The sequence below is a fragment of the Alloalcanivorax xenomutans genome (assembly GCF_032810065.1).
GTDB classification, from domain to species: domain Bacteria; phylum Pseudomonadota; class Gammaproteobacteria; order Pseudomonadales; family Alcanivoracaceae; genus Alloalcanivorax; species Alloalcanivorax xenomutans.
Genome location: NZ_CP136538.1, coordinates 1,591,409 through 1,618,074 on the forward strand (window position 1 = coordinate 1,591,409; position 26,666 = coordinate 1,618,074).

Sequence of the window (26,666 nt, forward strand, 5' to 3'; positions counted from 1 at the left end):
AATGAGCTATTTGCAAGACGCCCCGCTGGGGCAAACCAGTGAGTACGTGGATCAATACGCACCGGAACTGCTGTATCCGGTGCCCCGGGCACTGGCACGGGAAAGCCTGGCGCTGACCGGCACCCTGCCGTTCCGGGGCGAGGATCTATGGACCGGCTACGAGCTGTCCTGGTTGGACCAGGGCGGCAAACCCCATGTGGCGCTGGTGGAAGTCCGGGTGCCGTGCACCTCGGACAACATCATCGAGTCCAAATCGCTGAAGCTTTACCTGAATTCGTTCGCCAACAGCCGCTACACCAATGCCGATTCCGTACGGGAGATCATCACAGCCGACCTGGGCAAGGTGGCCGGAGAAGCGGTGACGGTGCGGATTCTTTCCCTGGACGAGGCGGCGGCCCAACCGGCCTGGCATAGCGATGGTGTTTGCGTGGATGAGCTGGATCTGACCATTGACACCGTCGAGTACCGCCCGGACCTGCTGACCACCACGACGGGGGAGGCACACCAGGGTGAACTCTATTCGCACCTCCTGCGCAGCCATTGCCCGGTGACCAACCAGCCGGATTGGGGCACGGTGGTGGTGCGCTATGAAGGCGTGCCCATCGATCCGGCGGGTTTCCTGCGCTATGTGGTCTCCCTGCGCAACCACCAGGGCTTCCATGAACAGATCGTCGAGCAGATGTTCGTCGACCTGCAGCGCCAATGCGCCCCGGCCAAACTCTCCGTCCTCGGCCGCTTCACCCGCCGCGGCGGCCTCGACATCAACCCGTTCCGCAGCAACTTCGAAGCGGCGCCGGAGAACCGACGCACAATAAGACAGTGAATAGTGAAGAGTTAAAAGTGAACGGTTAAAAAAGAGGGCTTGCGTATCCGCAACCCTCACCCTTTCCTTCACTATTCACTGCTTTTCTCACGTTCCCAGCGGCCATCCCACCGCGATCCAGACGCCCAGCAGAATCGACCAGCCCAGTAGCAGGGTCAGGCTGTAGGGCAGCATGAGCGCGATCAGCGTGCCGACCCCGGTGTCCGCCTGGTAGCGGCGGGCGAAGCCCAGGACCAGGGCGAAGTAGGGCATCAGCGGGGTGATGATATTGGTGCTGGAGTCGCCCACGCGATAGGCGGCCTGGGTGGCTTCCGGATCGATGCCGAGCAGCATCAGCATGGGAATGAACACCGGCGCCAGGATCGACCATTTGGCCGAGGCACTGCCGATCAGCAGATTGATGGCGGTGCTCATCAACACGAACAGCAATAGCAGCAGCACGGTGGGCAAGGACAGCGTGCCCAGCCAGGCGGCGCCGCGAATGGCGAGTACCAGACCCAACTGGCTGTAGTTGAACCAGGCCACGAACTGGGCGGCGAAGAACATCAGCACCAGATAACCGGCCATGGACGCCATGGTGGTTTCCATCGCGGTAATGACGTCACCGGCGGAGCGGAACGCCCCGCTGACGCGGCCGTAGACCACGCCGCAGGCGGCGGCCACCAGGGCAATTAACACCACGATGCTGGACATGAATGGTGATTGCAGCAGGGCTCCGGTGTCCGCGTTACGCAGCGGCGCGTCCGCCGGCAGCCCCAGCCAGGCCAGAAACGCCAGACCCGCCACCAGGGTGACCAGGGTCCAGATCGCCGCGCGCCGGTGCAGGTGCGGTTGTTCGTCCCGGACGCTCCCGTCCGCTTCGCCGGCGGCCAACCGGGGCTCGACGAAGCGCACCGTCACCAGGGTCACCAGCGTGGTCACCAGCACGGTGGATACGATAATGAACCAATAGTTGCCGGCGGCGCTGACGGTGCGCTGCGGATCGATGATGTGCGCCGCCTCGGTGGAAATCCCGGCCAGCACCGCGTCCACCGGGCCGAGCAGCAGGTTGGCGCTGTAACCGCCGGATACCGCGGCGAACGCGGTGGCGATGCCGGCCAGAGGAGAGCGGCCGGCCAGTTGGAACAGAAAGCCGGCCAGCGGGATCAGCACCACGTAGCCGGCATCGAAGGCGATACTGGACATCACCCCGGCGAACGCCACCGTGGCCACCAGCGTGCGATGGGAGGCCCGGCGTACCAGTGCCGCCAGGCTACCACCCAGCAGACCGGAATACTCGGCGATACCCAGGCCGAGCATCGCCACCAGCGCCACGCCCAGCGGTGCGAACCCGGTGAAGTTGCCGATCATGTGACTGAACAAATACCGCAGGCCGTCGCTGTCCAGCAGCGAGCGCACCACGATTTCCTTTTGTTCCTGGGGGTGAAAGGCGTTGGCGCCGAGAGCGGACAGAATCGCGCTCAGAGGCAGCATCAACACGCATAACCAAACGAACAGAAGAGTGGGGTGGGGTAGCCGGTTGCCCAGCCGTTCCAGACGGCTCAACCAGCCCGCCGATGCAGAAATCGCCATAGTCGCTCCCGGTGGTGCCTCTGTCCGCCGAACTACTCAGAGACGAAGCTGCTCCTGTACCCGACGCGCCGACCGTCCCATGAATTCCAGTACCCGGGGACGTTCCCGATGATGCAGACGGTCGGAATCCAGATGCAGCACGAAGCCTTCCGCTTCGAAGTCCAGGGACACCGGTTTGTTGTCTTTCAAGTCCGTGGCCGAACGGGCCAATGTCCCGAGTATGCGTTTTTTGTCGAAATTGTGAATACGTTCCAGGTCCATATGCAGGGCAAAACCTTCGGTTTCGGCACTGACATAGCGGTTGCGGGCTCCGGCGTGGCGTTTCAGATCACGGGCTTCGTAGACCGGAATCGGGCGATTGAAGCCCTTGGCGCTGATGTCGCCGACGCTGCGGCATTGAATGCGGTCCTGCACCAGTTCATGGGTGGATTCGGAAATCAGCACCTGGCCCGGACGGCAGGCGGATTCCAGACGGCTGGCCAGGTTCACGTCGGTGCCGAGAATGGTGTAGTCCATGCGGCTGTCGGTGCCGAAGTTGCCGACCGTGACATAGCCGGTATTGATGCCAATACGAATCTCCAGCGGCTGCTCGATGCCCTCGTGCTTCCAACGCTGGCGCAGCAGACGCATATGGCGCTGCATTTCGATGGCCATGGCCACGCAGCGGAAGGCATCCTCCTGGGCGCCCTCGCTTTTGGGGTCGCCGAAGAACACCATCACCGCGTCGCCGATGAACTTGTCAATGGTGCCGCCGTGACGCAGGGCAATACGGGTCATTTCACTCAGATAGGTATTGAGCATGGCGGTCAGGGTGTCCAGCGGCAGCTCTTCGGAAATCGCGCTGAAGCCCTTGATGTCCGAGAAGAACACGGTGAGGCGCTTGCGCCGGGTTTCCAGTTTGGCGTCCCGTTTGCCGGTGAACAGAGAGCCCCAGATTTGCGGAGGCAGATATTTGGCCAGCTTGCGTGACATATTCAGGGCTTGCCGCTGCTGCTCGCGTAACTGCTGCTGGGCCAGACGCAGATAGCGGGTCTGCCGTTGCGCGAAAAAAGCGCTGGCGCCCATGTACACCGCCAGCCCCAGCAGGGCGAGGACGACCAGGGACAACGGAGCCTGCGGCACTGGCTCGAAGGTGGGATCAAGCAGATAGAACAGGGCGCCACCGGCGCCCGCGCCCAGGGTGGTCATCGCCACGCTGCCGAGCCAGGGGCGCCAGCCGCCATGGCTCATGGCGTTGGCGTGGACGATGGCCAGCAGCGCCAGGCTGGGGACCACCGCGAACCACAGGCAGGCACACGCGAAGCCGATGCACAGGGCGTCCGCCTGCAATAGCGTCTGTGACAACGTGGCGGCGGCCACACCGCGTTTTTCCGCCACCATCGCCAACAACTGGATGAGCAGCGGGTAAGCCAGCAACGGCGCCACCGCCCAGAGCAGCGAGAACGGATAAACCTGTAATCCGATCCCGGCCCCGAGCATGCCACTGGCCACCAGAAACGCCAGGATTCGGGTCAGATGGGTTTGCCGGCGGGTTTGCGCCTTCAGATCCAGGTACTGGCGCGAGGACAGGGCAGTGTCAGCCATGGACGGTGTTGGTCCCGATAGGAAGGAAAGATAACGCCGCGAGGGCGTCGGTGGCACGGCGCATGATCGACTCCTTGTCCTGGGGGTAACAGACGAGCTTATTAGAAAGTTTTATAAGAAAAAAGGATGATCTTCGTCAACGGGCAGTCTGGCGCTGTTGCCGTATCCGTGGGTGGCGTCTTTGGGGCACGAGGCTACAATAGCGCTCTTTATAAGGAGAATGCATGGATACCCTCACCGCCTTGACCACGCGGGTGTCAGTGCCGCGGCTCACCGACCCCGGCCCCAGCGATGAACAGATCGATTTGCTGCTGCGGGCCGCGATCCGCGCACCGGATCACGGCATGCTGCGGCCCTGGCGATTCATCGTGCTGCGCGGTGACCAGCGGGAGCGGTTAGCGGACATCATGGAACAGCACACCGCCGAATCCTTTGCCGAGGCGGACCCGTGCACTCTTGCCAATGCCCGCAACAAAGCATTGCGGGCCCCGGCGGTGATCGTGGTGGCGGCGGAGGTCACCGAAGGCCACAAGGTGCCGGTGTGGGAGCAGGTGCTGGCGGCCGGCGCCGCCGCTCAAAACATCATGCTCGCCGCCCACGCGCTGGGTATTGGTGCCATGTGGCGTACCGGTGCCATCGCCGAGGACGCGGCGGTGAAACGGCGTCTGGGCTTCGCCGACAAGGACCAGGTGGTAGCGTTCATTTACCTGGGCACGCCGGCCGGCGCACTGAAATCCGTGCCGGACGAAAGTCCCGACTTGTATGTGCGGGAGCTGCCCGATGACTGATCTCTCGGCCCTGGCCGGAAAGGTTCGCGAGGCGATCCCGCTGACCCGCCATCTGGCCTTCGAGTACCTGGACTTCAATGGCGAGCGGCTGCGTTTGCGGGCACCACTGGAGCCCAACCACAACGACAAGGGCACCTTCTTCGCCGGCAGCCAGGCGGCGCTGGTGACTCTGGCCGGTTGGTCGCTGACCTCGGTGCTGGCCGAGCAGATCCTGCCAGACCAGGCCGTGGACGTGGTGGCGGTCACCTCTTCGCTGGACTATCTGCTGCCGCTCGACGTCGATATGGTGATCACCGCCGAATCCGAAGCCGCTGACCGGGAACGTTTCCGCGAACGGCTGCAACGGCGCGGCAAGTCGTCGCTGCGCATTATGGCGCGGGCGGACAATGAACAGGGCCAGCCGGTCTGCCAGTATCAGGGCACCTTTCTTGCCCGGATACTGAAACCATGACCCTGGATACTTCCGCGTTGCTCTATCTGCTCGGCTTCGGTAGCTGGGCTTTATTCCTGCTCTTTGCTCTGGTTGCCGGCCGCGGGTTACAAGTGGTGTCCGGCCGCCGACGTGCCGATGCCTTCCCGCCATATCACTATGAGCCGGCGGAATTCCTCAGCCGTCTCTCGCGCGCCTATCAGAACACCCTGGAACTGCTCGGCGTGGTGATCGTTATCGCCGGTGCGGCGATGGCGGTTGGCAACGACCTGGCCGGTCAGCTCTTGCCCTGGATTCTCGCCGCCCGTATCGGTCAGAGCCTGATTCATCTGATCGGGGTGAATCACTGGCTGGTGCAGATCCGCTTCGCCTTTTTACTGGTGCAGATGGTGCTGCTGGCCTGGCTGGCGCTGGACACCTTCCCGGTCCTCTGTGATCTGATTAAACCCTGAGCAGTCGCCTCCCCGAACCCTTGCCTAACCCGCGCCCCTCCGGTACTCTACGCGCCCTCAGCCTACGGGCTGGGACGACAAAGAGTTTCCCCGGTGAGGTGTCCGAGTGGCCGAAGGAGCACGCCTGGAAAGTGTGTATACGGAAACGTATCGAGGGTTCGAATCCCTCCCTCACCGCCAAATAAAAAGCCCTGATTTTTCAGGGCTTTTTTATTTGGCGGTCGTGGGCGGTTTTGATGAGAGCCCTCCGGTTCGACCAGCCGGCCTTTGGCCGGCGCAGGACGTCGCCCTTGGGCGACGGGGCGAAGCCCCGAGCGTCAGCGACAATCCCTCCCTCACCGCCAAATAAAGAACTCCGCCACCTCCTCATGGCCTTGACGTTTAACGTTAAACGTTATATTTTCTCTCAATGATTAAGAGCTTTTGTTGCCCGGACACTCGCAGCTTGTTTGAGACTGGCAAGACCCGCCGTTGGAGCGGGATTGGCAGAGTGGCTCAACGCAAACTGGCCATGCTGCATGCCGCCAGAGAGCTGCGGGATTTGTTGTCACCGCCGGGTAACAGGTTGGAGGCGCTTAAAGGAGACCGTTTGGGACAGCACAGCATCCGCATCAATGACCAATGGCGAATCTGTTTCCGTTGGACAAGTGTCGGGCCGGAGGATGTGGAAATTGTGGATTATCACTAAGGAGGCCAGGCCATGATTCAGAATGGAATGCGTCCGGTCCATCCGGGCGAAGTATTGCGTGAGGAATTCCTGGAGCCGCTGGGTATCAGCGCCCATGCTCTATCGCGGGCGCTGCATGTCTCGGCGCCGCGCGTCAATGAGATCGTACGCGAGAGGCGCGGCATTACCGCGGATACGGCGATGCGATTGGCCCGCTTTTTCAACACAACGCCGCATTTCTGGATGAACCTGCAAGCGGAGTATGATATTCGTGTCGCCGAAAACATGTCCGCGAAGGTGATCGCCGAGGAGGTTGAGCCCTACAAAGCGGCTTGCGTGTAAGGCTTCTGATGTCGATTGTGTCGCTCTATGTTGCGCGACCAGACTTCTTTTTTCTTGCCGTACCCTTGCGGGCGGCAGGCTCACTGCTATTGGGCTGCGGCAGGCCGTCCCCCTGCAGGGTATCCAGAAACAGCCGGACTTCCTCCGGTGTAATGTGTTGCCACTCCCGGGCGGCGAGTACCTGATCGACTTCCTCGGCCCATTCCAGCCAGGTTTCCGCCAGCCGGATCCCCCGTTTGAGGGTCAGGAACACCCCCATGAATTTGCCCAGCACGGTGGCCGGCAGCGATTCGAATACCGCCCGTTTGCGGTACAGGTGCTCCAGTGTCCGCCGATAATGTTCCCGCAGTTGGTTCAGTTCCGTGGCCAGGGTGTCCGGGTCCTGCAGGTGCATGGAGGCAACCTTCACCATGAAGCCGTCATTGAGTCTGGGTACCGCAATGGGCTTGGCGAGCCATTCCTGCATGGCCTGCCAGCCGGCCTGATTCAGATGGTAAACCTTGCGCGGCGGTCGCGGGGCGTTGTCCACCGTCTCGCAATCCAGCAGTCCATCCTTATGCAGCTTGGCAAGATCCCGGTAAATCTGCTGAAAGCTGGCATTCCACAGATAGCCATAAGTGTGCTGAAAGCCTTTGACGATGTCGTAGCCGGCGGCACCGCCGCTACCCAGATAGACCAACAAAACGTGGCGTAGGGACATCTTTTTCCTCCTCCGCTGATGGTACACATCGCTAAACTTGATTAATACTCAACATGTTGAATGATTGGATTGGGTGGCGTAGGGTTGCTTAAAAAACACCCACAGGAGGACGTCATGGATGTGACATCGGGGCCGACCCCGGCGGTCAGGCCGGACCGCGGGGGAAGCAGCACGGATTGGGAGGAAAGGATGATGCCCTGGCATTACCAGGGCGATCCGTTGGCGGAAGCGGTGGCCGCTCGGCTTCGGGAGCGGCGTGCTTCCCCGGGGGGCGCCGTGGCGACGGTTCGCCAACTGGCTGACGAAGGGGATGTGGATTGTCAGCGGCTGTGGGCGGATATGGAAACGGTGCCGGATTGGGTGGATTTTGGCCTGATGCGCCAGGGCGGCGCCATGGCGCAATGCCACTTCCCTCATCTGATTCTGGGCCTGACCTACGGCTGCATGCCTCTGACGTTCGCCCATCCGGATGCGGCGGCCATCTTTGTGCGCACCGGTCGTATGCAAGCCAATATCAGCCGTCGTCTGAATGAATCGGCCTCGCTGTTCTTCGGTGTTTGTGACAGTGATGCCCTGGCTCCGGGCAAGGCCATGTGGGAAGCCTGCTTACAGGTTCGCCTGGTCCATGCGCTGGTCAGAATGAAATGTTTGGCGGACGGATGGGATCAGCTCGGTCACGGCATGCCGGTCAGTCAACTGGCCACCGCCGCCGGGCCGGCTTTCTTTGGCGCTCACTTACTGGGTTGCATGCGCCGTCTGGGAGCCCGCATCAGCGACGAAGAAGCGGCCGGCTATTGCCTGATCTGGCGATATACCACGCGGTTGCTGGGCGTGCCGCTGGAATTACTGGGGGAGACGCAACGGCAACAGGATAACCTCGACACCTGGTTCATGAGCCAGTTTTTCGCCCCGGACGACACCGCGAAAACGATCATGGCCTCATTACTGGAGGGACTGTGCTCTTTGCCCCCCACATCGCGGTTGCCCCGCCCCCTGCAGGTTGCCTTGTTCCGCCGCATGCTGGGCGATGAGATGGCGGAGGGCTTCGGAATTCCGGTCAGTCACGGAGGTGAGCAAGCACTATGGATGATGCGGCCGATGCTGGCCGGTCTCTCCCGCCTGCGAAGGGTTCCGGGCACGCCCACGGGGTTGCGGCACTTGGGGCAACGCATCCTCAGCCGGCTTGCTACCGAAGGACTGGTCAGCCCGGCAGCCGCCGGCACGGCCAATTAGGGAAGGGGTAAATAATGAGAATAACGACCTGGAAGACAATACGGAATCTGGCGTTCTTGTTGCTGTTGGTGATGCCGCCATCGCTGTCGGCGCGAACACTCTGTGTGTTCAGTCTGGTCGGTGCTCAGGGGGAACTCTGGGAGCAGATGGAAGATTACCGGGTGGCGGCCCTGCAATGGGGTGAGCCGCTGTCGTTACGGGTCTTCACCGATGAGCGGATCGCGGCGGAAGACCTCAAGGCGGGGTTATGCGATGGCTTGATGATGACGGGCATGCGGGCACGCCAGTTCGTGCCGTTCACGGGTAGTATCGATGCCATTGGCGGCCTGCATAATTACCGGAGTCTGCGGGTTCTGATCGAATTGCTGGCGGATCCGAGGCTGGCGGCCGCCATGCGCCATGGTGTCTATGAGACCGCGGGTATTTTGCCGTTGGGCGCGGCTTATCTGCATATCAATGACCGCGCCATCAACAGCGTGGAAAAAATGGCGGGCCATACCATGGCGGTATTCGATAACGACCGGGCTCAGATCCTGATGGCGGAACATATCGGTGTGCGCCCGGTATTGTCCGACGTGAGTAATTTCTCATCGAAATTCAACAATGGTGTCGTCGATGTCATTGCCGCGCCGGCGGTGGCCTATAGGCCGCTGGAGCTCTATCGGGGCGTGGGCCTGCAAGGTGTGGTGCTGAAGCTGACCACGGTCCAACTGACGCTGCAACTGGTGTTGCGCCACGAGCGCTTTTCACCGGAGTTCATGGCCCGCTCCCGCCACTATTTTGCCGACCAGTTTGAGCGGACCATGAAGGTGATCCGGGCCGCGGAAGACGACCTGCTGTTTTTCTATCCGCCTCCGGACAAGGACCGGGAGCGGTATGCGCAGATGATGAACGAATCGCGCCGCTTCCTGATTGAGGCCGGCGTATACGACAGGGATATGATGCGTTGGCTGAAGAAAGTGCGCTGCAAGGTGTCTCCCGCCCGGGCGGAGTGCGTGGACGGAGGGGAATGGTAATGCGTTGGCTATATGGTTTATGCCTGCTGGGCCTGTTGGCGTCGTCCACCCTGGTCCATGCCGATGCCGCTTCCCGATTGGTGGAGCGGTATGTGCAGGCCTTGCAGCAGAGGGATGATACCGCTCTGGCCGCGTTGCTGGCGGAGGATACGAGGATCAAGGTGACGCTGCTGATGGGGCAGGAACCGCCTATGGTCATCTCCCTGACCCGTGCGGAGTATCTTCAGCAACAGCGCGCCTTATGGAACTTTGCCTCCGACCACGCGGTTACGGTAGGCGACCGGAGTGTTTCGGAAAAAGGGGAAGGCGCGTCGGTGACGTTTGAGCAAAAGGAGCGTTATAAGCTGTTGCAGGGGACGCTGAACCGGAATAGCCAGATGACCTTACGCACGCGGAGCCGGGATGGGAAAAGCATCATCACCGAGATACAGGCGCGTATCAGGCAATGGTGAATGTGTGGCGGGGGCCGCCGACGGCCCCCGCGAGCCGGCTTATTGTTTGCCCGAGCCGTCTTCTCCCTTGGACGCCGCGGTTTTCAGCGCCGCATAGGCGAAGCCGATCAGCAGGCCGGTGGGAATCAGGCGCCACATTTCATCGAAGCCGAAGAAGAACCAGGCGGCGAGAATAACGGCGGTGAGGCCAAGCAGCAGGGCGACAAGTCGGGAAGCGGACACGGTGCTCTCGTGAATCGGTAGTGGACGAAGCCGCAGAGGCTAGCCGAGAGGCGGGGGCAAAGCAAACCGGAAGCCGGGCCGCTTCCGGTTTGTCGCCAATGACGCCTCAGCCGCGATAACTGTAGGCCTCCTGGGAGATGCCGCCGTAGCCATAGGCGGCGGCGCGGCAGTCGACGATGTGGATATTCGAGTGGGGATGGACATCGCCGAGCAGGCGACTCAATTCCTGAAACGCCCGGTCCTGGTAGTCCGCTTTCTGTTGTTTGGTATTGGTCTCGTCGGTGACGGTCACCACCAGCCGGAAAGAGTCCCTGTCCAACTCGGCCAGCGAGCGCCCGGCGATGAACCATTGCTCCCTGGGCAGATATCGGATTTGCACCATGGTGCGTTGCTCTTCCTTGTCCAGCACACGGCAGGTCAGGGCGGTGAGGGTTTTGGCGATATGGCGGGCCTGTGCGGGGTCGGGGGTGCCGGACAGGATCAGATCAATACCGGGCATGGCTCAAGTCTCCAGATGGGGCTTAGGTGATCAGGAAGGGACAGGCTAGAGCAGATTTGGCCATCCGAATAACGGGAATATAAGATAGAATCCATCGGTAAGTCCGATGGATGGCGCAAGTTTGGAATGACGTGCGATGAAACGCTTCGATCTGGAATTGTTGAACACCCTGGTGACGGCGGTGGAGCAGGGCAGCCTGTCGGCGGCGGTGCCGATCCTGTGCCGTTCCCAGTCCACCCTCAGCGAGCAGGTGAGGAAGCTGGAGCAACAGTGCGGTGTGCCGTTGCTGGTGCGCGGCAAGCAGGGCGTGGTGCCGACCCCGGCGGGGCAAAGGCTGGTGGACCATGCGCGCAAGCTATTGGCTTTGAACGACGTCGCTTATCAGGATATGCAGGGACTGTTGCTGGCCGGGGATGTGCGGCTGGCGATCACCGATTATTTTCGCCCGGACTGGGTGCCCACCCTGCTACGCCGTATCCGGGGCCGCTATCCGCGCTTGCGTTTGCATGTGGCGATCCTGAAAAGCGCCTTCGTCGAAGAGGAAGTGACGGCGCGGGAGTACGATCTGGGCATTTCCATGATGCTGCCGGACGTGGCACCGCAGCCGCCCACCGGCACGGAGCAACGGCGGCTGCTACGCCGTGAGCCGTTATTCTGGGTGGCCCATTCTTCTCTGGAATTGACGCCTTCCGAGCCGGTGCCGATAGTGGCGCTGCCAGCCAGTTGCGCCTTGCACCGCTATACCATGAGCATGCTGGAAGCCCACCAGCGACCCTATTACATCGCCCATTCCGCGTCCGGAGTGGCGGGGATGCATCTGGCGTTGTCGGCGGGGCTCGGCGTCGCCTGCCTGAACGCCTCGGCGGTACCCGAAGGGCTGAGGCGGATCGATGACGCTCTCAAACTGCCCCGGTTGCCGCCGGTCCGTTTTCACATGTCCGCCGCCACGCCCACGGTGTCGGCGTTGGTGGCGGAAGTGCGGGAGATGTTGGCGCAGTCCGCGTGCTGAGGGCCGCCATGGCGGAGATGATGCCCTAGCTTCCCAGTCCGTCCAGGAACGTCTTGAGGTGCTGATTGACCTGGTCCGGTGCCTCCATCTGGATCCAATGACCGATGCCATCGAGGATGATGATATCGGTGAGATCATCCATCTGCGACGGCATGCGTTCCAACGCTTTGGCGGCGAACTGGATCACCGGATCTTCCTCGCCACCAATGAACAGGGCGGTGGGCTGGATCCGCTGGCGGCCGTCGGCATGCTGTTCTTCCCAGGACGCGTCCATGGCCCGATACCAGTTGATCGGCCCGGTCAGACCGCTGTTTTCGAAGCGTTTCACATAGACGTCCAGATCCGACTCGGTCATCCAGGGCGGCTGCGGCCCTTGCGGGGGCTGCAGAATGTCCAGGAAGCCGGTGACCGGCTTGGCGGCGCGATGTTTTTCCCGCATGCCGGGGCCGGACAGCGCATGGTACATACGGCGCAGAAAATCGCGTACATCCGCTTCCAGTTCCTGCTCCGGGATTTCCGGCTGTTGGAAGTACAGTTGATAGAAGAAACGCTCACCGAAGGCCTGGCGCATTTGCTCGGTGGGCCGGCGCGGGCCGATGCCGGGATAGGGAACGGAAAGCCCGACCACGGCACGCACCCGTTGCGGATACTCACGGGCCACCTGCCAGGCCAGGGCACAGCCCCAGTCGTGGCCGATCACCACCGCTTGCCCGGCATCGAAAGCGTCGAGAATGCCAATCACATCCTTGACCAGCTCGCTTTGCCGGTAGGCCATCGGGTCCTTGGGGGCGTCGCTGTAGCCGTAGCCGCGCAGATCCGGTACCAGCACGTGATAGCCTTGCCCGGCGAGAAAAGGCGCTTGATAACGCCAGGAGTACCCGCACTCGGGGAAACCGTGCAAGAGAATAATGGCGGGGCGGCCCCGTTCACCGTACTCACTGACGTGGAAGGTGAGACCGTTTGCTTCCACGCGCTGCTCTGTAGCGTTTGCCATGTCGAAATGCTGCCTGCTGTTATTGGAATGGGGGCGCGGCTTGTCCCGGCCCGACAGGAACAACAGCATACCGTGGGGAATGGGCGGAACAAAACAAAAACGCCGGATGCTCCGCCCGGGGGGTTAGGCCTATTGATCGTCAAACAGCCCGGCCTCGACCAGGCCGTTGGCGATGGTGTTGGCGAATTTCTCCGCGCCGGCTTCCAATCCGCGTTGGTTCGCCGTTACCGTGGTGCCTTGCCAGACAATCGCCTGTTGCGTCACGTCCCAGAAATCGGTGCGGGTCACATACAGGGTTTCGGTAATGAAGAAATCCGGGCCAAAGGTTTCCGGCTGCATGGTGAGGCCGGCGGTGACTGGTGCCTGGGAGGACGCCTCGCCACCGACGTGCACATCCTCCACATTTTTGTCGAGTAAATGGATTGCCACGGCACTGTCGAAACCTTCGTCACGCATGCGTTGCGCAAGATAGTCACGGCTTTTCCCTTCAATGCCTTTGTGGCCGTAAACATCCAGCGCCGCCCGGGCGTCGATGCCCCGGGCGCGCAACCGCTCAACGATGGCGTGTTCCAGCAGTGGCCGTACTTCATGGTCCACCAGCAGGCCAACCACCACCGACTGGTAAGGCGGCTGAGCGGTCTTTTCGGTGTTGGCTTTCACCTCCACCAGCCTGGTGTTGCTATACACCGAAAGACAACCGCTCAATAACGTCAGCAACAGAGCGGGGAAGGCGTATTTCCATGTTTTCATCGGTTTTCCTCTTGCCTGCCGGCGGCCCGGGCCGCCGGCTTCCTTATAAAAAAATCAGAATGTCACGCTGGTGCTCAGGGCAACGTAATCACGATCGGAGACGGTGCTGTAGGCCTGATCATTATAAGTGGTGTAGGACAGCGTGGTGGTGGTGTTGCGGTAATCGAAGCCCAGTGACAGGCCCAGCGAGCGCTGGTCTTCCTGCAGGGCGTCATCGCTGGCGTAACCGTCCACGCCATGACGGAACGACAGTCCCGGAGTCACGGTGACCGGACCGAGCAGGTTGGCGTAGGTGGATTTCACCGAGACCTGATAGCCCCAACTGAAATCGGTGACGTAACCCTTGTCGCCCGGGTCGCCGACGCCGTATTGGGTGTGACGGCGGAAACGCATCTCGCTGGTGCTGGGCAAGTCCGGAATCCATTCAAACGCGGTTTGCAAGGACAGCACTGTTTTTTGCGCCTTGAGAAACTCGGGAACTACCGTGGTGAAGGTGAATTCGGCACGCTGGATGTCGAACTCCCGGTAGCCGTGAACCACATCGCCCGCCGCAACCCCGTTGATGTAGTCCTGAGTGCCGGAGGGTACTTTGGCATTGTTACCGCCCAGGGTGCTGCTGGCGGTTTGCGAGGTCAGGTCCGAGGTATTGATCTGGATCGGCATGTCCTTCAGATAACTCAGATTCATGGACAGGTTGCCGATACCGGCGAAGGTCTTGTCGGCGGTCAGACCGAACACCTTGATGTCTTCCGGATACTCGTAGAAATAGTGAACCCGGTTGAACGGTGCCGGCTGTGCACTGGGTGTCTTCAGTTTACGGGTGGAGTAGATCGGCAAACGCATGTGGTAGTTGAAGTAGTAGGCGCCGACCTTGGCTTTGGCTTCGGCGAACTGGTAGTCGAACTTGAAGCCGTACTGGCCATTGCCGCGAGCGTCGTCGTCTCCTTCCCGCACGAAGTACAGTCCCTGTTCCTTGGCGTCCTGGCTCGGTAGTGGGGTGCTGCCGGAGAAGGTGCCGTTGCAGCCAATGGCGGTGTTGTCCAGGGAGGAGTAAAAAGTCCCGCAGCCATCCAGCACGGCTTTCTCCCAGTCATATTGGTAGAACGCCTTGGCGGAAAGGTGCTCGAACGGACTGAATTCCAGGCTCACCATGCCAGAGGGAATCAGATATTCCTGATAACCGGAACCCGGCCGATGCAATGCGGCCAGATCCACCGCGTTCAAAGACGATAGTGAGCCGCGGGAATACAGGCTGCGGCCCCACAGCAGGAACTGATCCCCGATCTTTACCGACAACGGCCGGCCGTTCACCTCGAAGTTGCCGTAAACGTAAGCTTCCTGAAGGTTGCCGCCGGAAAACCGGGCGCGCCGGTCGAAGTCGTCGTCGTCGAGCGGTGTATCCGGCTGATAGTCGTTGGGGAAATGACCATGGGCAACATCCTGTTCCTTGAGGACATAGTCGTACCAGGCCTTGGCGCTGATCACCGCGCCATAATTCTGGTACTTGAAATCAAAGCGGCCGAACAGCTGCGCCACGCCATTGACCAGATCACCGGCGTCATAATTCATGTTGCCGTCATCGGCCACCGCCGAATTGGTTTGGCCGCCACCGGGCACGTCCGGCGCGAATAGCAGATCCTTGTTGGCGGACTGCACCCGCATGGCGGTACCGAGGGCGCCCTTCACCGTCCAGGCGACGCTGGCGTCCTCGCTCAGTTGGTTTTCGCCGGCCCAGGCCGGTATACACAGGGGCAGGGTGCCGAGGGTGCAGGCCACCCCGGCCAGGACTTTTATCCTCATTGTATTTCGCTCTCCACTGGGGCCGTTCGAACGGCCTCCGATCGTTGCTGTTTTTCTCTGTGCGTCACGACAAATCGGTCTGTTCCGACCAACGGTGAAAACCGGACGACGTCACCGTCCGCACCGTGTGCAAGGATCCTTCGGAGTGGGACCGGTGCCGGAAAAGGTATCGGGGCTGGCCATATCGGCGGGAGTGGTCCGGCAAGGCCGGCAGTACCCCATGGCGCCGAAAATGGAGCAGGCAGGTGTTGTTCTTTTGGTTTGGCCGCTGGTCCGTAGCGGAATGATCTTTTGTGTGACCACCGTCCCTGGTGGCCATCCTCCGGACCATCGCTAAAGCGATGTCCAAAATCGTTCCCGACGATTTTGTGTGACCACCGTCCATGGCGGTCACCCTTCGGGCCGTCGCAGGCGACGTCCAAAATCGTTCCCGACGATTTTGTGTGGCCACCGTCCATGGCGGCCATCCTCCGGACTATCGCTAAAGCGATGTCCAAAATCGTTCCCGACGATTTTGTGAATCAGTGTTTTGAAAATCGCCGGGAGGGCGCATTCAACCTCTCACTGGCGGAAGGGTCAACAAGGGCAAGTAAGTTGTTTTGATCGAAAAGCGATCTATTTGGGGCGTTTTTGATTAAAAAACAGACAAAAAGAGAAGGGTGCGGCTGTCGTGTATACCTTTTTTCTGTCGATGTTACTTTTAGTAACGAGCCAGGGGAAATGGAGAGGGAGGACAGGTAAACGGAAAGCAGAGTGGCGTGGTACGACAGTGCTACAAAAAACAAAACAGGAGTTGAGTGCGGCAGGTGCTGTTACTGTCTATGGGAAGAATGGTAACACATGGCCAAAATCGAGACCGGAATGCCGTGTAAAGACGGTAAATGCGCCGAAACGTGAAGGGCTTCGTGCAGAAAAACCGTTGGTCTTTTGTCGCCGCTTTTTATGACCGGACAGTCATGTGTGGAAATAGGTCGGTAAGGACTCAAGGATGACGGTTTTCACCGTATTTCTATCGGTTTTGGTGGTGGACGGAGGCTGGCACATTACTTTACAACTAGTGGCGGAAATAGAAGAAAGATGAAGGAAAAACAGCAACTTAGTGTTCTTAAATTGGACGCAAGATGGGGCTGGACAGGTAAAAAAACTTAGGAACATACTTAACGGCATGGCCGCGTCCGCCGCTCCTGGTGGTAACGTGGAAATAACATTGAATGCCTCTTTGGCATCATCAAAGGAATATCCCTGGCCTGTGAAACGGAAGGATGTTCCACGAAAGTGGATCGTCGCGTGCCCGCGGCGATGAAATAAAACGGCAAAACAACAACAAAGTGGAGAGCCTAAATGTTGAAGTCCGTTCGTACCCTCGTCACCGCCTCCTTGCTGCTGGCTGGTACCGCCGCCAGCGCCGCGGAGACAGTGAAACTCGCTTTGATCGACCCGCTCACCGGTCCCATGGCCGCCGCCGGCCAGCCGGCGTTCGAGCACCTCAAACTAGAAGCTGAACGTATCAACGCCAATGGCGGCCTGAATGGCGCCAAACTGGAAATCGTCGGCCTGGACAACAAGGTCAACCCGCAGGAAAGCCTGGTACAGTTGCAGAAGGCCATCAACGATGGCATCCAACTGGTGACCCAGGGTAACGGTTCCTCCGTCGCATCCGCGCTGATTACTTCCGTGGAGAAACACAACCGCCGTAACCCGGGCAAGGAAGTGTTGTATCTGAACTACGCGGCGGTGGATCCGGCGTTCACCAATGAGCGCTGCTCTTACTGGCATTTCCGTTTCGATGCCAACGCGGACATGAAGATGAACGCGTTGACCAACTACATCGCCAGCAATAAAGATATCCACAAAGTCTATCTGATCAACCAGGACTACAGCTTCGGCCACGCGGTTTCCAAGTCCGCCCAGGAAATGCTGAAGCAGAAGCGTCCGGATATCGAAATCGTTGGCAATGACTTCCACCCGCTGGCCAAGGTCAAGGACTTCACTCCGTATGTGTCCAAGATCCAGGCTTCCGGCGCCGACGCGGTGATTTCTGGCAACTGGGGGCAGGACATCACCTTGCTGGTGAAAGCGGCCGCCGAATTCGGTCTGAAAGCGCCGTTCTACACCTATTACGGTGCCAGCTCCGGCGTGGTGACCCAGCTGGGTGACAAGGGCGTGGACCGCATCTATCAGATCAACGAGTACTACGGTGATTTCGAAGATCCGGAGATGGCCAAGAAGCAAGTGGAGATGTATGAAAAAACCGGTTGGGATTTCTACTATCTGCGTCTGAGCACCATGCTCGACATGCTCAAGGCCGCCGCTGACAAAGCCGGCTCCACTGATCCGAAGGACCTGGCCAAGGCACTGGAAGGTCTGAGCATCGAAACTCCCACCGGTGAAGTGACCATGCGGGCCGAGGATCACCAGATCCAGTTGCCGATGTTCATTTCCGTAATGAAAGACGGCATGAAGTACGGCGCGGAAGGCACGGACTACAACTTCCACAAGGTCGCGGAGATTGCTCGTGACGACGTGACCCTGCCCACCACTTGCCGCATGCGCCGTCCCAACTAAAGGCGGCCATGACTCCTTGTTGATGCAGTAAGGGCAGCGGAGATTCCGCTGCCCCGGGAGCCTGCTCATGCTCGAAATTATCCTCTTTTCCCTGCTGAACGGTATTTTGTACGGTCTTTTGCTGTTCATGCTGTCCAGTGGCCTCACCCTGATCTTCTCCATGATGGGGGTGCTTAACTTCGCCCATGCCAGCTTCTATATGCTGGGCGCCTATTTTGCCTACACCCTGGGCATGCACACCGGGTTCTGGCCGGCTCTGATCCTGGCTCCCATTCTGGTGGGCGTGGTAGGCAGCCTGGTGGAGCGCTTCGGTCTGCGCCGGGTGCACGCCAACGGTCACGTGGCGGAGTTGTTGTTTACCTTTGGTCTGGCCTATGTCATCGACGAACTGGTGCAACTCACCTGGGGCACGGTGGCGGTGCCATACCGGGAGCCGGACTATTTGCGCGAGCCCCTGTTCACCCTGTTCGGTACCGACTACTCCATTTTCCGTGGCGTGGTTATCCTGATTTCCATTCTGATGTTCATTGCGCTCTGGTATCTGCTGAAGAAAACCCGGGTCGGCATGATGATCCGTGCCGCTCTTACCCATGGCGCCATGGTCGGACATCTGGGCCATAACGTACCGCGGCTGTTCATGTTGGTGTTTGGCTTCGGCTGTGCGCTGGCCGGACTTGCCGGTGTTATCGGTGGTCCTCTGCTGGCCACGGAGCCAGGCATGGCGGCCACGCTGGGACCGATTGTATTCGTGGTGGTGGTGGTCGGCGGCATGGGCTCGTTGCCCGGTGCTTTCTATGCCTCTCTGCTGATCGGTCTGTTGCAGACCTTCTTCGTGGCCATCGACGCTTCCGTGGCCGACATCCTCGGTATTTTCGGATTGCAGATCGACCCGTATGGCGAAGTGGCGCGCATCACCCTGGCTAACCTGGCTCCGATGACACCTTTCATTCTGCTGGTGCTGATGCTGATCTTCCGGCCCCGTGGTCTGATGGGGGAGCTTGAACCATGAGTGACGACATGACTGCTACCATGATCCGCTCCAATCAACGTTTTGCTCTGCGCGGGCTGGTGCCGTGGCTGGTATTCGCCGCGGTGCTGTTGATCCTGCCTTTCATCTTTACCGATGGCTTCAGCTTCACGCTGATGAACGCCATTGGCATCAATATCGTTTTCGCTCTGTCGTACAACATGCTGTTGGGCCAGGGCGGCATGCTGTCCTTTGGCCATGCGGTGTTCTTCGGCCTGGGCAGCTACGCCGCCATGCACGCGATGATCGCCATCGACGACGCCTCCTATGCCGGCGAGGGCTTCTGGGCCCATGTGCCGGTGGTTGCCATGCCGCTGATCGGCATGATCGGTGGCGGCCTGGTGGCGCTGGTGTTGGGTTGGCCGTTCTGCCGTCGCGCCGGTACCGCCTTCGCCATGATCACGCTCGGGCTCGGCGAGATGATCGCCGCCGCTGGCCAGATGTTCCCTTCCGTGTTCGGTGGCGAAGCGGGCATCTATGGCAACCGCATGGTCGGGCCGCAATGGTTTGGCTTGGAGCTGGCGCAGGCGGCGGACGTGTATTGGTTCATCGCGTTCTGGACCTTCGCCGGCGTATTGGCCATGTGGGCGTTCACTCGCACGCCTCTGGGGCGTATGTCCAACGCCGTGCGGGACAACGCCGACCGTTTGCAATTCATCGGTTACCAGCCGCGTAATATCCGCTTTCTGGTCTTCATCGCATCCGGTTCCTTTGGTGGTCTGGCCGGCGGCATGGCGGCGGTGAACTACGAGATCATCACGCCGGAATCGCTGGGCTTGATTCCCTCGGGTCTGGCGTTGCTGATGGCCGCGGTGGGTGGTCTGGGTGTGTTTTATGGCCCGATCGTCGGCGCGGTGCTGGTGACGCTGATGAACTCGCTGTTGAGCGACTATTCGGACGCCTCCATTTTGTATGTGGGGCTGATCTTCCTGTCCATCGTGATGTTCGCTCCGCGCGGTTTGGCGGGAGGTCTTGAGCATATCCGTGCCGCTTATCGCGAAGGCAGTCTGGCACGGCGTTTGCCTGGTTGGTTTGGAGGCGCCGTGGCGGTGTTGTTGATCGCCCTGGGCCTGATTATCGTCATCGAAATGCTGTTCGCCGGCCATGGTGGCGGCGATACCGTGAACGTCTTCGGCATCCAGTTCCAGGCCGGTGGTGCCACTGGCTGGCTGGCCGGTGTGGCGGCCCTGGTGGTCGGTGTGCTGGTAATGCGGGCGACCAGGAAAAATCGGGAGGTGAACGCATGAGCGCCTTGAACATCAAGGGGCTGAAGAAGCAGTTCGGCCCCGCGGAAGTCATCTGTGGCGTGGACCTGGTAGTGGAAAAGAACGAGGTGCACGCTGTGATCGGCCCCAACGGGGCCGGCAAATCCACGTTCTTCAATCTGCTTTCCGGCGCTTTTCCTCCGACCAGCGGGGAAATCCAGCTGTACGGTGAACGCATTGACGGCCTGTCGCCGGAGAAGATCCAGCAACGGGGGCTGTCCCGTTCCTTCCAGGTCAGCAATGTGTTCGGCAATCTCAGTGTGTTCGAGAACCTGCGCTGCGCCTGCTTCAAGCAAAGTCGAGCTGGCTACGTGTTCTGGCGTTCGGCGGCGCGGGTGCGTGAAGCCAACCGGCGTGCCGAGGAAGTATTGGAAATGATCGGTTTGCAGGCACTACGTGATGTACCGGCTGGCTCCTTGCCGTATGCCAGCCAGCGTGCCCTGGAGATCGGCATGACCATCGCTTGCGACGCGCCGGTGGTGCTGCTGGATGAGCCCACCGCGGGCATGAGCAACACCGAGACCGCCCAGGCCATCAAGCTGATTCGTCAGGTGGCCGAAGGCCGGACCCTGATGATCGTGGAGCATGATATGGGAGTGGTGTTCGAGCTGGCCGACCGTATTTCGGTACTGGTGTACGGCAAGATCATCGCCACCGGCAAGCCGGAGGATATTCGCAATAATCCGAAGGTGCGGGAAGCTTATCTCGGCGAGGAGGCGGCGTGATGCTGGAAGTGAAGGATTTACACGCCTACTACGGCAAAAGTCACATTCTCAATGGGGTGAACTTCCACCTTGAAGAAGGCGAAGTGGTTTCGCTGCTGGGACGTAACGGGGTGGGGCGCTCCACCACGGTGAAGTCGATCATGGGCGAAGTGCCGCCGCAGGGATCGATTCGTTTCCGTGGCAAGGAAATCGCCGGACTACCCAGCCATGCCATCGCCCGGCGCGGGTTGGGGTATGTGCCGGAAGACCGGGATATTTTTCCCACCCTGACCGTGCGCCAGAACCTGGAACTGGGCATCAAGAATCCGAGAAAGCCGGGTAAATGGAAAGTCCAGCAAATGCTGGACATGTTCCCCAATCTGGCCCGCCGCGCGGATTCTCCGGCCGGTGTACTCTCCGGCGGGGAGAAGCAGATGCTGACCATGTGCCGGACCCTGATGGGCGACCCGGAACTGATGATGATCGATGAACCCACCGAAGGGCTGGCGCCGCTGATCGTCAAACAGATTGGCGAACTGATCAGTGATATCGCCAACGCCGGTGTGTCCATTCTGCTGGTGGAACAGAAACTCTCCATCGCCATGGACATTTCGCACCGGGTGCTGGTAATGGGCCATGGCCAGATTGTCTTCGAAGGCACGCCGGAAGAACTGCGCGCCGACGATGCGATCCGCAAGGAGTGGCTCGAAGTGTGAATTCCGGTGGCGGCCCTGGCCGCCGCCGCTACCCTTTACGCATTCCATTGAGCAATGAGCTGACCCGTCTTCTGGACGGGTTTTTTTTGTCACGGTTCAGAGAAAAAGTGGTTGTTCTCAACGAACAGGCTGAACCGCCTTACGGCTCTCCACGAAAAACCTCCGCTTGTCGCTCGCCTGACCTGAACTCACCGGCAGACCGGCTATTCGCACCTTTTCAGGCCTCCGGGGGCGCGAAAAGATGGTTGAGCGCCGGGAAAAGACGATGCGGATGCTCTTACCGCATGTCTACAAGTCCACCCTGCCGATGAAGGTTCGCCTCGAACCTCTTCGGTATTCACCGGATTTTTCTTGGCCAAAGACACGCAGCCCATGGAGCGCGTGCCGGCTTTTTTTCGGGAGACATACAATGAATAATCAACCCTGGCTGAAGTCCTACCCCCCAGGCGTGCGTTGGGACGCCCAAATCACCCCCAGAGCCGTCCAGCGGATCCTGACCGATTCGGTGGCCAATCATCCGGAGCAGCCCGCGGTCGACTTCATGGGGCGAAACATGAACTACCGGGAGCTCGGCGCGCTGACCGATCGCGTGGCCGCCGGGCTGCAGCAGCTCGGTGTGGGGCCGGGCGTTCATGTGGGCCTGTTCCTGCCCAACACTCCGCATTACCTGGTCTGCCTTTTTGGTGTACTGCAAGCCGGTGGCACGGTGGTGAATTACTCGCCGCTCGACGCCGCCAATGTGCTCAAGCACAAGATCGAGGACAGCCAGACCGATTTCCTGTTGACGCTGGACATGGCTGCCCTGTACCCGCAAATGGCGGCGATGGTGGGCACGACACGGTTGAAAAAACTCATCGTCGGCAATCTGGCTGAAATGTCGGGCGCCCCGGAGCAGGTGGTCGCGGCAATGGCCGCCAAAGGGGAGACCGTGGCCATTCCCTCCGATGAGTGGCATATGCGTTTTGCCGAACTGATCGACAATGACGGGCGGTACCGGGCCCATGGCATCGACGATCCCCACGAGGCTCTGGCTATTTTGCAGTATACCGGGGGTACGACGGGGCTGCCCAAGGGGGCGATGCTTACACACGGCAATCTGTCCTCGGCCGTTGAGCAGGTGGTGACCACCGGACTGGGCACGCCGCCGATGTTCGAGATGGGCAAGGAACGCGTGCTCGCGGTGCTGCCGCCTTTTCATATCTACGCGCTTACCGTCAATCTGTTGCTGGCCGTGCGTCTCGCCGCCGAGATCGTGCAGCATGTGCGCTTTGACGCGAAAGCCGCTCTGCGTGACATCACCGACAAGAAGCTCACTTTCTTTTGCGGCGTGCCGACCATGTTCACCGCCGTCATCAACGATCCCGATGCCGCCCGGTATGACCTGCGTACGCTCAAGATGTGCAATTCGGGTGGAGCGCCGCTGCCGGTGGAGGTGGGCAATCGCTTCAATGCCATCACCGGTACCTGGCTGGCGGAAGGATGGGGCATGACCGAGACCTCGCCGACCGGCACCTTCTCTCCCATTCCAGGCAAGCGCAAGGCCGGCTCCTGCGGCATTCCACATCCTGGCGTAACGATAAAAATGCTGGATCTGGACGATCCGACACACTACGTGCCCCTGGGCGAGAAAGGCGAGATCTGCATCCAGGGTCCCAATGTGATGAAGGGCTACTGGAACAAGCCCGAGGCCACCGCCGAGAGCACTACTTTCGATGGCTTCTTCCGCACCGGCGACATCGGCTACATGGACGAGGACGGCTTCGTTTTCATCGTTGATCGCTGCAAGGACATGCTGTTGTGCAGCGGCTACAACGTCTATCCGCGTGTGCTCGAGGAAGCCATCTATCAACACCCCGCCGTATCCGAGGTAGCTGTCATCGGCGTACCGGACCAGTACCGGGGCCAGTCCCCCAAGGCCTTCATCACGCTCAAGCATGGCGCCAGTCCTTTCACGCTGGAACAGCTGCAGACGTTCCTCAAGGACAAGCTGGGTAAGCACGAGATGGTGCGGGATCTGGAGATTCGTGAAGCACTACCCAAGACCGCCGTGGGCAAGCTGTCGAAGAAAGATCTGGTCGATGAAGAAGCCCGGCGTCGTGTCGCCGTGTGAGGCCTGTCGAGCATTTCAACAACGATAAAACGAAAAACAAGGGAGACCTGTCATGGCTCACTATGCTCCAGAGCGGAAAGCGGCGGCCGTCCAGTACAGTCCACAGGACGAGGCGTTGTTTTCCAAGATCAGCTGGCGGCTGCTGCCACTGCTGATCGTTTGCTACATCATCGCTTTTCTCGACCGCGTCAATATCGGCTTCGCGCAACTGCAAATGCGGGAGACGCTGCCATTCAGTGACGCCGCCTACGCTTTCGGTGCGGGGGTGTTCTTTATCGGCTATTTGCTGTTCGAGGTGCCCAGCAATCTGATCCTGGAGAGAATCGGTGCGCGCAAGACCCTGTTACGCATCATGTTCTGCTGGGGACTGGTCGCTTCCGCCATGATGTTTGTTCAGTCGACGACGGTATTCTATATCCTGCGTTTTCTACTTGGTGCGTTCGAAGCCGGCTTCTTCCCTGGCATCATTCTGTATCTTACCTACTGGTATCCGGGGCCCCGGCGCGGCAAGGCGATCGCTCTTTTCATGACCGGCGCCACCATCGCCTATCTCCTTGCCGGTCCAATGTCGGGCGCCATCATGAAGTACATGGACGGTCTGATGGGCTACCGTGGCTGGCAATGGCTGTTCGTTGTCCAGGGCCTGCCCGCTACCTTCCTGGGGCTCTTTGCCTTCTTTTATCTCAAGGACAAACCGGAAGACGCCAACTGGTTGTCCGCTGATGAAAAGTCCCGTCTGCGCCAACTGCTTGACGATGACGAGGCATTGGCCGGCCGGGGAACCTCGCACGGTTCATTCGGCGCACTGCTTGCCAGCCCCAAAGTCTGGGTAATGTCGCTTGTGTACTTTCTGGTTCTGGGCGCCACTTATGTAATGGTGTTCTGGGCGCCGACACTGATCAAGAGTTGGGGCGTGGAGGATGTCTTCACCGTCGGGCTGCTCTCGTCCATCGCCCCCGCGGTCACCATCTTCGCCATGGTGTTGATCGGGCGCAGTTCCGACAGACATAACGAACGGCGCCGGCATTTCATGTTCTGCTGTTCCCTGTGCGCCATTGGCGCGGTGGTTCTCGTCTTTACTCAAGGCACGCTGGTGTTGTCCCTCCTCGGTCTGGTTATTCTCACGGTTGGCCAATCTTCAGCCACGCCGCTGTTCTTCGCCGCCACCAGTGAGGTCATTCCCAAGAAGATCGCGGCCGGCGGTATCGCGCTGGTCAGCAGCCTGGGCAATCTGGGGCCTGCCGTCATGCCCTCGGTGGTGGCTTTCGTCAACACCGCCACGGGTACGCCCAACGCCTCGCTCTACCTGGTGGCGGGGTTCTGGCTGTTGGCGGGGCTCATTCTCATGGCGGTGGTCAAGACCAGGATTGTGGCACGGCCGGCACTTGCGACCACGTGATGCCCTCTTGCTGACTCGCCGAAAACACCGTTTACGGGCCCGGCCCTGACGACAACACCGCTGTGGGAGCCTGCCTGCAAGCGAAGGGTTTTCTTCGCTTGCAGGCAGGCTCCCACAGCGGCTTCGTAGCTCTCTGGAGAATGTATTGGCGGCCATAAAAAAACCGCACCAGCGGCCCTCATGATGTGGTCGTGCCCGGGGAAGGGTACCCAGGAGAGGGTAGGGCACGGCCAACGCGGACGGCCGGTTGGGAGGCCGTCCAGGCTGGTGCGGTAAAACCGGGAATCCGGCGGCCGGGGAAGACCGCCGGAAGAGTATCGCGGGGGCGTGATCAGAATACTTCGAACAGACCGGCGCCACCCATGCCGCCGCCGATGCACATGCTCACCACCACGTATTTCACGCCGCGACGCTTACCTTCGATCAGCGCGTGGCCGACCATGCGGGCACCGGACATGCCGTAGGGGTGGCCGATGGAAATGGCGCCGCCGTTGACGTTGTATTTTTCCGGGTCGATGCCCAGCTCGTCACGGCAATACAGACACTGGCTGGCGAAGGCTTCGTTCAGTTCCCACAGGCCGATGTCATCGATTTTCAGACCGAAGCGCTGCAGCAGTTTGGGAACGGCGAACACCGGACCAATGCCCATTTCGTTCGGATCACAGCCGGCCACGGCCATGCCGCGGTAGGCACCCAGCGGCTGCAGGCCCAGGCGCTCGGCTTCCTTGGCTTCCATCAGCACGCTGGCGCTGGCGCCGTCGGACAGCTGGGAGGCGTTACCGGCGGTGATGAAACGGCCTTCGCTCACCTGCTGGCCATCCTTGAACACCGGCTGCAGTTTCTGCAGGTCTTCGAGTTTGGTTTGCGGACGGTTGCCTTCGTCCTTGGACAAAGTCACTTCCTGGTCGGAAACTTCTTTGGTTTCCTTGTTCATGACCTTCATGATGGTGGTCATGGGCACGATTTCGTCGTCGAATTTACCGGCTTCCTGAGCGGCGGCGGTACGCATCTGGGACTGATAGGCGTACTCGTCCTGAGCTTCCCGGGAAACGTTGTAGCGATCGGCGACGATTTCAGCGGTTTCCAGCATGGACATGTAGATGTCCGGGCGGTGCTCCTTCAGCCACGGATCCGCGGCGCGGTAGCGGTTCTGCTTGTCGTTCTGTACCAGGGAGATGGACTCCAGACCACCCGCCACGGCCACGTCCATGTTGTCGACCATGATTTGCTTGGCCGCGGTGGCGATGGACATCAGGCCGGAGGAACACTGACGGTCCATGGTCATGGCGGAAACGGAAGTCGGCAGACCAGCGCGCAGAGCGGCCTGGCGAGCCACGTTACCGCCGGTGCTGCCCTGCTGCAGGGCAGCGCCCATGATCACGTCCTGGATGGTTTCCGGATCGATCTTGGCACGCTCCACGGCGTGCTTGATGGCATGGGCACCCAGCGCCTGGCCCTGGGTATCGTTGAAGGCACCCCGGTAGGCTTTGCCGATGGGGGTGCGGGCGGTGGAAACAATGACAGCTTCTCTCATGATGGGCCTCGTT

General features: G+C 60.3%; 26 protein-coding genes and 1 tRNA gene. 18 read left to right on the forward strand and 9 right to left on the reverse strand.

From position 1 onward, the window contains the following. Position 1: 1 nt before the first annotated feature. Positions 2–823 carry an NADPH-dependent 7-cyano-7-deazaguanine reductase QueF gene (gene queF / locus RYH70_RS07525; protein ID WP_316310118.1) on the forward strand — a complete coding sequence of 274 codons (822 nt, stop codon included), beginning with the start codon at positions 2–4 and terminating at the stop codon, positions 821–823. 87 nt (positions 824–910) lie between these two features. Here the strand turns inward: queF and RYH70_RS07530 are convergent, their stop codons facing one another. Beyond that, complete coding sequence (locus tag RYH70_RS07530; protein WP_022994000.1) at positions 911–2,395, reverse strand: AbgT family transporter; 1,485 nt, start codon at positions 2,393–2,395, stop codon at positions 911–913. A 36-nt stretch (positions 2,396–2,431) separates the two neighbouring features. Continuing rightward, a complete protein-coding gene (locus tag RYH70_RS07535) occupies positions 2,432–3,979 on the reverse strand; it encodes an adenylate/guanylate cyclase domain-containing protein (RefSeq protein WP_063140139.1) in 1,548 nt (515 codons plus the stop codon). Positions 3,980–4,203: 224 nt separating this feature from the next. On the opposite strand from RYH70_RS07535, the gene RYH70_RS07540 reads away from it, so the two are divergent. The 6 genes from RYH70_RS07540 to RYH70_RS07565 all read left to right on the forward strand — a co-directional run bounded on the left by RYH70_RS07540 (position 4,204) and on the right by RYH70_RS07565 (position 6,658). Further along, a complete protein-coding gene (locus tag RYH70_RS07540; RefSeq protein WP_022994002.1) occupies positions 4,204–4,767 on the forward strand; it encodes a nitroreductase family protein in 564 nt (187 codons plus the stop codon). Beyond that, positions 4,760–5,218 (forward strand): YiiD C-terminal domain-containing protein, encoded by a 459-nt coding sequence (locus RYH70_RS07545; RefSeq protein WP_022994003.1) that lies wholly within the window; start codon positions 4,760–4,762, stop codon positions 5,216–5,218. Before RYH70_RS07540 ends, RYH70_RS07545 begins: the two co-directional genes overlap by 8 nt. Then, the gene (locus RYH70_RS07550; protein WP_116028043.1) at positions 5,215–5,649 is read left to right on the forward strand and encodes an MAPEG family protein; all 435 of its coding nucleotides are present in this window, start codon (positions 5,215–5,217) and stop codon (positions 5,647–5,649) included. The genes RYH70_RS07545 and RYH70_RS07550 overlap by 4 nt, the downstream gene beginning before the upstream one ends. A gap of 92 nt (positions 5,650–5,741) precedes the next feature. Next, positions 5,742–5,829, forward strand: a tRNA-Ser gene (locus RYH70_RS07555). A 229-nt stretch (positions 5,830–6,058) separates the two neighbouring features. Next, entirely contained in the window at positions 6,059–6,337 is a 279-nt protein-coding gene (locus RYH70_RS07560; RefSeq protein WP_055100556.1) for a type II toxin-antitoxin system RelE/ParE family toxin, read from the forward strand. Positions 6,338–6,349: 12 nt separating this feature from the next. After that, positions 6,350–6,658: a HigA family addiction module antitoxin gene (locus tag RYH70_RS07565; RefSeq protein ID WP_055100557.1), complete on the forward strand. Its 309-nt coding sequence runs from the start codon at positions 6,350–6,352 to the stop codon at positions 6,656–6,658. Between the two features lie 25 nt (positions 6,659–6,683). Here the strand turns inward: RYH70_RS07565 and RYH70_RS07570 are convergent, their stop codons facing one another. Beyond that, entirely contained in the window at positions 6,684–7,358 is a 675-nt protein-coding gene (locus RYH70_RS07570; RefSeq protein ID WP_055100558.1) for a PadR family transcriptional regulator, read from the reverse strand. 189 nt (positions 7,359–7,547) lie between these two features. Here RYH70_RS07570 and RYH70_RS07575 point away from each other — a divergent pair, with 189 nt between their 5' ends. The 3 genes from RYH70_RS07575 to RYH70_RS07585 are packed head-to-tail and all read left to right on the forward strand — an operon-like array spanning position 7,548 to position 10,059. Then, a complete protein-coding gene (locus tag RYH70_RS07575) occupies positions 7,548–8,591 on the forward strand; it encodes an oxygenase MpaB family protein (RefSeq protein ID WP_026948937.1) in 1,044 nt (347 codons plus the stop codon). A gap of 14 nt (positions 8,592–8,605) precedes the next feature. After that, entirely contained in the window at positions 8,606–9,607 is a 1,002-nt protein-coding gene (locus RYH70_RS07580; RefSeq protein WP_317009996.1) for a putative solute-binding protein, read from the forward strand. Further along, positions 9,607–10,059: a Cif family virulence factor gene (locus tag RYH70_RS07585; RefSeq protein WP_317009997.1), complete on the forward strand. Its 453-nt coding sequence runs from the start codon at positions 9,607–9,609 to the stop codon at positions 10,057–10,059. Before RYH70_RS07580 ends, RYH70_RS07585 begins: the two co-directional genes overlap by 1 nt. Before the next feature lie 39 nt (positions 10,060–10,098). On the opposite strand, the gene RYH70_RS07590 is transcribed toward RYH70_RS07585, so the two are convergent. Both RYH70_RS07590 and RYH70_RS07595 read right to left on the reverse strand, forming a co-directional pair. Then, positions 10,099–10,281, reverse strand: a complete 183-nt coding sequence (locus RYH70_RS07590) for a hypothetical protein (RefSeq protein WP_022994011.1) — start codon at positions 10,279–10,281, stop codon at positions 10,099–10,101. Positions 10,282–10,387: 106 nt separating this feature from the next. Further along, a complete protein-coding gene (locus tag RYH70_RS07595) occupies positions 10,388–10,780 on the reverse strand; it encodes a tautomerase family protein (RefSeq protein WP_022994012.1) in 393 nt (130 codons plus the stop codon). Positions 10,781–10,916: 136 nt separating this feature from the next. Between RYH70_RS07595 and RYH70_RS07600 the strand changes: the two genes are divergently transcribed. Further along, positions 10,917–11,789, forward strand: coding sequence for a LysR family transcriptional regulator (locus RYH70_RS07600; protein ID WP_063140146.1), 873 nt, complete (start codon positions 10,917–10,919; stop codon positions 11,787–11,789). 25 nt (positions 11,790–11,814) lie between these two features. On the opposite strand, the gene RYH70_RS07605 is transcribed toward RYH70_RS07600, so the two are convergent. From RYH70_RS07605 to RYH70_RS07615, 3 genes are all read right to left on the reverse strand, one after another. Beyond that, entirely contained in the window at positions 11,815–12,783 is a 969-nt protein-coding gene (locus RYH70_RS07605) for an alpha/beta fold hydrolase (protein WP_317009998.1), read from the reverse strand. A gap of 129 nt (positions 12,784–12,912) precedes the next feature. Beyond that, the gene (locus tag RYH70_RS07610) at positions 12,913–13,533 is read right to left on the reverse strand and encodes a hypothetical protein (RefSeq protein ID WP_317009999.1); all 621 of its coding nucleotides are present in this window, start codon (positions 13,531–13,533) and stop codon (positions 12,913–12,915) included. A gap of 54 nt (positions 13,534–13,587) precedes the next feature. Beyond that, positions 13,588–15,333, reverse strand: a complete 1,746-nt coding sequence (locus RYH70_RS07615) for a DUF1302 domain-containing protein (protein WP_233918059.1) — start codon at positions 15,331–15,333, stop codon at positions 13,588–13,590. 1,341 nt (positions 15,334–16,674) lie between these two features. Between RYH70_RS07615 and RYH70_RS07620 the strand changes: the two genes are divergently transcribed. The 7 genes from RYH70_RS07620 (at position 16,675) to RYH70_RS07650 (ending at position 25,119) form a co-directional block, all read left to right on the forward strand. Then, complete coding sequence (locus RYH70_RS07620; RefSeq protein ID WP_317010000.1) at positions 16,675–17,898, forward strand: branched-chain amino acid ABC transporter substrate-binding protein; 1,224 nt, start codon at positions 16,675–16,677, stop codon at positions 17,896–17,898. A 67-nt stretch (positions 17,899–17,965) separates the two neighbouring features. After that, positions 17,966–18,907 carry a branched-chain amino acid ABC transporter permease gene (locus RYH70_RS07625; protein ID WP_022994018.1) on the forward strand — a complete coding sequence of 314 codons (942 nt, stop codon included), beginning with the start codon at positions 17,966–17,968 and terminating at the stop codon, positions 18,905–18,907. Continuing rightward, positions 18,904–20,172 (forward strand): branched-chain amino acid ABC transporter permease, encoded by a 1,269-nt coding sequence (locus tag RYH70_RS07630; protein ID WP_022994019.1) that lies wholly within the window; start codon positions 18,904–18,906, stop codon positions 20,170–20,172. Before RYH70_RS07625 ends, RYH70_RS07630 begins: the two co-directional genes overlap by 4 nt. After that, the gene (locus RYH70_RS07635; RefSeq protein WP_022994020.1) at positions 20,169–20,915 is read left to right on the forward strand and encodes an ABC transporter ATP-binding protein; all 747 of its coding nucleotides are present in this window, start codon (positions 20,169–20,171) and stop codon (positions 20,913–20,915) included. Before RYH70_RS07630 ends, RYH70_RS07635 begins: the two co-directional genes overlap by 4 nt. After that, on the forward strand, positions 20,915–21,610 hold the full coding sequence (locus tag RYH70_RS07640; protein WP_022994021.1) for an ABC transporter ATP-binding protein: 696 nt from the start codon (positions 20,915–20,917) through the stop codon (positions 21,608–21,610). The genes RYH70_RS07635 and RYH70_RS07640 overlap by 1 nt, the downstream gene beginning before the upstream one ends. Before the next feature lie 409 nt (positions 21,611–22,019). Further along, positions 22,020–23,720, forward strand: a complete 1,701-nt coding sequence (locus RYH70_RS07645; RefSeq protein WP_080530726.1) for a long-chain-fatty-acid--CoA ligase — start codon at positions 22,020–22,022, stop codon at positions 23,718–23,720. A 52-nt stretch (positions 23,721–23,772) separates the two neighbouring features. Further along, entirely contained in the window at positions 23,773–25,119 is a 1,347-nt protein-coding gene (locus RYH70_RS07650) for an MFS transporter (protein WP_080530727.1), read from the forward strand. A gap of 331 nt (positions 25,120–25,450) precedes the next feature. Here the strand turns inward: RYH70_RS07650 and RYH70_RS07655 are convergent, their stop codons facing one another. Then, the gene (locus RYH70_RS07655; protein ID WP_022994024.1) at positions 25,451–26,653 is read right to left on the reverse strand and encodes an acetyl-CoA C-acyltransferase; all 1,203 of its coding nucleotides are present in this window, start codon (positions 26,651–26,653) and stop codon (positions 25,451–25,453) included. Positions 26,654–26,666: the final 13 nt, after the last annotated feature.

Excerpts from the sequence above, each read along its gene's own strand:
- queF (WP_316310118.1), top strand. The coding sequence starts at position 2 with ATGAGCTATTTGCAAGACGCCCCGCTGGGGCAAACCAGTGAGTACGTG.
- RYH70_RS07530 (WP_022994000.1), bottom strand. The coding sequence starts at position 2,395 with ATGGCGATTTCTGCATCGGCGGGCTGGTTGAGCCGTCTGGAACGGCTG.
- RYH70_RS07535 (WP_063140139.1), bottom strand. The coding sequence starts at position 3,979 with ATGGCTGACACTGCCCTGTCCTCGCGCCAGTACCTGGATCTGAAGGCG.
- RYH70_RS07540 (WP_022994002.1), top strand. The coding sequence starts at position 4,204 with ATGGATACCCTCACCGCCTTGACCACGCGGGTGTCAGTGCCGCGGCTC.
- RYH70_RS07545 (WP_022994003.1), top strand. The coding sequence starts at position 4,760 with ATGACTGATCTCTCGGCCCTGGCCGGAAAGGTTCGCGAGGCGATCCCG.
- RYH70_RS07550 (WP_116028043.1), top strand. The coding sequence starts at position 5,215 with ATGACCCTGGATACTTCCGCGTTGCTCTATCTGCTCGGCTTCGGTAGC.
- RYH70_RS07560 (WP_055100556.1), top strand. The coding sequence starts at position 6,059 with ATGATTAAGAGCTTTTGTTGCCCGGACACTCGCAGCTTGTTTGAGACT.
- RYH70_RS07565 (WP_055100557.1), top strand. The coding sequence starts at position 6,350 with ATGATTCAGAATGGAATGCGTCCGGTCCATCCGGGCGAAGTATTGCGT.
- RYH70_RS07570 (WP_055100558.1), bottom strand. The coding sequence starts at position 7,358 with ATGTCCCTACGCCACGTTTTGTTGGTCTATCTGGGTAGCGGCGGTGCC.
- RYH70_RS07575 (WP_026948937.1), top strand. The coding sequence starts at position 7,548 with ATGATGCCCTGGCATTACCAGGGCGATCCGTTGGCGGAAGCGGTGGCC.
- RYH70_RS07580 (WP_317009996.1), top strand. The coding sequence starts at position 8,606 with ATGAGAATAACGACCTGGAAGACAATACGGAATCTGGCGTTCTTGTTG.
- RYH70_RS07585 (WP_317009997.1), top strand. The coding sequence starts at position 9,607 with ATGCGTTGGCTATATGGTTTATGCCTGCTGGGCCTGTTGGCGTCGTCC.
- RYH70_RS07595 (WP_022994012.1), bottom strand. The coding sequence starts at position 10,780 with ATGCCCGGTATTGATCTGATCCTGTCCGGCACCCCCGACCCCGCACAG.
- RYH70_RS07600 (WP_063140146.1), top strand. The coding sequence starts at position 10,917 with ATGAAACGCTTCGATCTGGAATTGTTGAACACCCTGGTGACGGCGGTG.
- RYH70_RS07605 (WP_317009998.1), bottom strand. The coding sequence starts at position 12,783 with ATGGCAAACGCTACAGAGCAGCGCGTGGAAGCAAACGGTCTCACCTTC.
- RYH70_RS07610 (WP_317009999.1), bottom strand. The coding sequence starts at position 13,533 with ATGAAAACATGGAAATACGCCTTCCCCGCTCTGTTGCTGACGTTATTG.
- RYH70_RS07615 (WP_233918059.1), bottom strand. The coding sequence starts at position 15,333 with ATGAGGATAAAAGTCCTGGCCGGGGTGGCCTGCACCCTCGGCACCCTG.
- RYH70_RS07620 (WP_317010000.1), top strand. The coding sequence starts at position 16,675 with ATGTTGAAGTCCGTTCGTACCCTCGTCACCGCCTCCTTGCTGCTGGCT.
- RYH70_RS07625 (WP_022994018.1), top strand. The coding sequence starts at position 17,966 with ATGCTCGAAATTATCCTCTTTTCCCTGCTGAACGGTATTTTGTACGGT.
- RYH70_RS07630 (WP_022994019.1), top strand. The coding sequence starts at position 18,904 with ATGAGTGACGACATGACTGCTACCATGATCCGCTCCAATCAACGTTTT.
- RYH70_RS07635 (WP_022994020.1), top strand. The coding sequence starts at position 20,169 with ATGAGCGCCTTGAACATCAAGGGGCTGAAGAAGCAGTTCGGCCCCGCG.
- RYH70_RS07640 (WP_022994021.1), top strand. The coding sequence starts at position 20,915 with ATGCTGGAAGTGAAGGATTTACACGCCTACTACGGCAAAAGTCACATT.
- RYH70_RS07645 (WP_080530726.1), top strand. The coding sequence starts at position 22,020 with ATGAATAATCAACCCTGGCTGAAGTCCTACCCCCCAGGCGTGCGTTGG.
- RYH70_RS07650 (WP_080530727.1), top strand. The coding sequence starts at position 23,773 with ATGGCTCACTATGCTCCAGAGCGGAAAGCGGCGGCCGTCCAGTACAGT.
- RYH70_RS07655 (WP_022994024.1), bottom strand. The coding sequence starts at position 26,653 with ATGAGAGAAGCTGTCATTGTTTCCACCGCCCGCACCCCCATCGGCAAA.